A 3,252-nucleotide genomic window follows, 5' to 3' on the forward strand; every position below is an offset into this window, starting at 1 on the left:
GATCGTGCAGCTCCCGTACTACCTCCCGGACTGGAACACGATCACGAAGACGGACGCCGAGCCCAGGTTCCAGAAGGTCCTGCTCGGCACGCTCGGCGCCGAGGAGTTCCTCGACAGGACGGCCGACGCGCTGAACAAGGCGCAGGCGGAGTGGGACACCCGCAAGAACTAGGCGCGCACCCTCGGGGACCCGCCGCCCGCACAACGTCGTCCGTCCGCAGAGAAGGAGAAATCCGTGAAGCCCCGTACCCGCGCGGCCCTCGTCGCCGCCTGCGCCGCCCTCGTCCTGACCGCCGCCGCCCCGGGCACCGCCCAGGCCCATCGCCCCGACCCGGCGCGCGCCACGCTGCCCGCCGGGGACGGCTGGGCCTCGTCCGGCCCCGGCACCACCGGCGGCGCCGGAGCCGACGCCGCCCATGTCCGCACCGTCACCACCTGGGCGGAGCTGAAGTCGGCCCTCGCCGACGGCGGCTCCGCCCCGAAGATCATCAGAGTGCGCGGCACCCTCGACGCGGACGGCGCCGACTGCTCCGGATTCGCCACCGACGGCTACGACTTCGACCGGTACCTCGCCGACTACGACCCCGCCGTGTGGGGGTACGAGAAGGAGGTCTCCGGCCCGCAGGAGGACCTGCGGGCCGCCTCCGCCGCCCGCCAGGCCGCTGCCGTCGAGGTGAAGGTCCCGGCCAACACCACCCTCGTCGGCGTGGGCCACCGCCCGTCCGTCGTGGGCGGCAGCCTGCAGATCGAGGGCGTCGACAACGTCATCGTGCGGGGCCTGACCTTCGAGTCCCCGCTCGACTGCTTCCCCCAGTGGGACCCCACCGACGGCGACACCGGCAACTGGAACTCCGAGTACGACGCCGCCGTCGTGCACGGCTCCACACACGTCTGGCTCGACCACAACACGTTCACCGACGGCGCCCACCCGGACTCCACGCTGCCCGCCTACTACGGGCGCCTGTACCAGCGGCACGACGGAGAGCTCGACATCGTCAACGGCGCCGACCTCGTCACGGTCTCCTGGAACGTCTTCGCCGACCACGACAAGACCCTGATGATCGGCAACAGCGACGGGGCAGGTGCCACGGACGAGGGACGGCTGCGGGTCACCCTGCACCACAACCTCTTCGAGAACATCGTCGAGCGGGCGCCCCGCGTGCGGTTCGGACAGGTCGACGTCTACAACAACGCCTTTGTCGCGAACGCGGACTACGTCTACTCGTTCGGCATCGGGCACGCCTCGCGGCTGGTCGCGGAGAAGAACGCGTTCACGCTGCCGCGCGGGGTGACGGCCGGGGACGTCCTGTACCGGTGGAACGACTTCCCGGTCACCGCACGGGGGAACCTCGTGAACGGGCGGCCCGTGGACCTGGTCGACGCCTACAACACCGCCCACCCCGAGGCGCCGCTGACCGCCGGCGCGGGCTGGACCCCGACCCTGCGCACGCACGTCGACCCGGCACGGTCCGTGCCGCGCACCGTCGCACGCGGCGCCGGGGCGGACCGGCTGCGCTGATCCCTCAGCCCAGCCGCCACAGCACGTAGGCCACCACGAGCAGTCCCACCCCGGCCGTCGCGAGCAACGAGCCGAGCAGCCGCAGCTGTCCCGGCGGCGGGCCCGCGACGGGCGGGGCGCCCGCCCGCCGGGCGAGGACGGTGCGCAGGTCGAGGGCCCAGCTCAGGCCGCGCCCGATGGCCACGAGCGCGCCCACGACGAACATCCCGAGCAGTTCGGGCGACGACGCACGCGTCACGGCGGAGACCAGCGGGGGAGAAGGCACGGTCCGGGGTCCTCTGGGTCGGTTCGTTCCGGTTGTCGACCCTAGAGGGCGGGTGTCAACGCCGGGTCAAGTCCGGTTCAGGCGCGGGCAATGGCTCGGCCCCGACCCGATATCGATCGGGTAACAGCGGTCGCGGCCGCCTGTGTGATGCGCGTAGACATGCGGCTACCTGCACGCATCCCACCCGCCCTCGCCCTCATCGGAGTTGACCGTGCCGACCCTTCGCAAGTCCACCCGAGTCGTCGGTGTCGCCGCCGCCTGCGCCCTGGCCGCCGGCGTCGCCTACGGCACCGGTTCCGCGAGCGCCGACCGCCCCTCGGGCCGGACGAGCGCCGAACCCCACAACATCGGTCTCCTCGTCCAGGAGATCGACTCCTACTACGGTGCCGCCCAGGACGCCGACGGCGTCTGGCAGGCGGCGCCCGACAGCCAGTACGCCGAGGACCTCGCGCGCGTCCAGGCCGGGGCGAAGCGGCAGATCGCCAAGGCCGCCCGCGCCGCCCACCACGGCAAGGGCCACAAGCCCGCCATCGTCTTCGACATCGACGACACCCTGCTGCTCAGCTTCGACTACGAACGCAAGACCAACTACGTCTACGACGACGCCACATGGAAGGCCTACGTCGCGAAGGCCGACCGGCCCGCCGTGTTCGGCACGCCCGCACTCATCGACTACGCGCACTCCAAGGGCGTCGAGGTCTTCTACAACTCCGGGCTCGGCGCGGACCAGCGCTCCGCCGCCGTGGAGAACCTGAAGAAGGTCGGCATCGACGTGAACCTCGACGCCGGGCACGTCTTCCTCAAGGACAAGGCGAACCCGCCCGCCTACCTGAGCGACTGCGCCACCCCGGCCGCCTGGAACTGCACCACGGTCCAGTACAAGTCCGGCACCCGGGCGCACATCGAGTCCCTCGGCTACGACATCGTCGGCAACTTCGGCGACCAGTACTCCGACCTCGAGGGCGGCCACGCCGACCGTACGTACAAGTTCCCCAACCCGACGTACTACGTGGGCTGAGCACCGCCGCTGGCTACGCTGGCCCGGTGACGCAGCCGGAGGACCCCGCGACGGCCTACTGGGACGGCCTGGCCGCCCGGCTGGCCGACCGCGGGCTGCCCGAGGGGCACATCGCGGAGATCCTCGCCGGGCTGGCCGGCGCCGTCCCCCAAGACCGGGGCCCGGCCGGGGCGCTCGGCGCCGCCGAGGCCCTCGCCGCCCGGCTGACCCCGCCGCCCGCCGCCGACGAGCGCGTCGAGATCTGGCGCTGGTCCGCCGACACCTACGCGGACGCCGCGCTTCTCGACCGCTTCGGGGCCGAGGGCTGGGAACTGGAGGGCGTCGACGACGCGGGACGTTTCGTGTGCCGCCGCGACCCGGAGCGCCCGCGGCCGTGGGAGTACCGCCGCACGGTCGTCCCCGGCCCCGCCGCCGCACCGCCCGGCACCGCGGGCTGGCTGCTGCGCGGCA

General features: G+C 72.8%; 3 protein-coding genes and 2 pseudogenes. 4 read left to right on the forward strand and 1 reads right to left on the reverse strand.

Annotated elements, in window-relative coordinates; genetic code table 11:
* Positions 1-172 (forward strand): annotated as a pseudogene (locus GTW43_RS26745) (sugar ABC transporter substrate-binding protein); the annotation flags it as partial.
* Between the two features lie 63 nt (positions 173-235).
* Positions 236-1,519, forward strand: coding sequence for a pectate lyase (locus GTW43_RS26750; protein WP_161304536.1), 1,284 nt, complete (start codon positions 236-238; stop codon positions 1,517-1,519).
* Between the two features lie 4 nt (positions 1,520-1,523).
* Here GTW43_RS26750 and GTW43_RS26755 read toward each other — a convergent pair whose 3' ends face one another.
* Positions 1,524-1,784: a hypothetical protein gene (locus GTW43_RS26755; RefSeq protein ID WP_343246126.1), complete on the reverse strand. Its 261-nt coding sequence runs from the start codon at positions 1,782-1,784 to the stop codon at positions 1,524-1,526.
* A gap of 211 nt (positions 1,785-1,995) precedes the next feature.
* Between GTW43_RS26755 and GTW43_RS26760 the strand changes: the two genes are divergently transcribed.
* Together GTW43_RS26760 and GTW43_RS26765 are read left to right on the forward strand one after the other, a co-directional pair.
* Complete coding sequence (locus GTW43_RS26760; protein ID WP_161304537.1) at positions 1,996-2,802, forward strand: HAD family acid phosphatase; 807 nt, start codon at positions 1,996-1,998, stop codon at positions 2,800-2,802.
* A gap of 26 nt (positions 2,803-2,828) precedes the next feature.
* Positions 2,829-3,252 (forward strand): annotated as a pseudogene (locus GTW43_RS26765) (hypothetical protein); the annotation flags it as partial.

The organism is Streptomyces sp. SID5785, from assembly GCF_009870065.1.
Classification (GTDB): domain Bacteria; phylum Actinomycetota; class Actinomycetes; order Streptomycetales; family Streptomycetaceae; genus Streptomyces.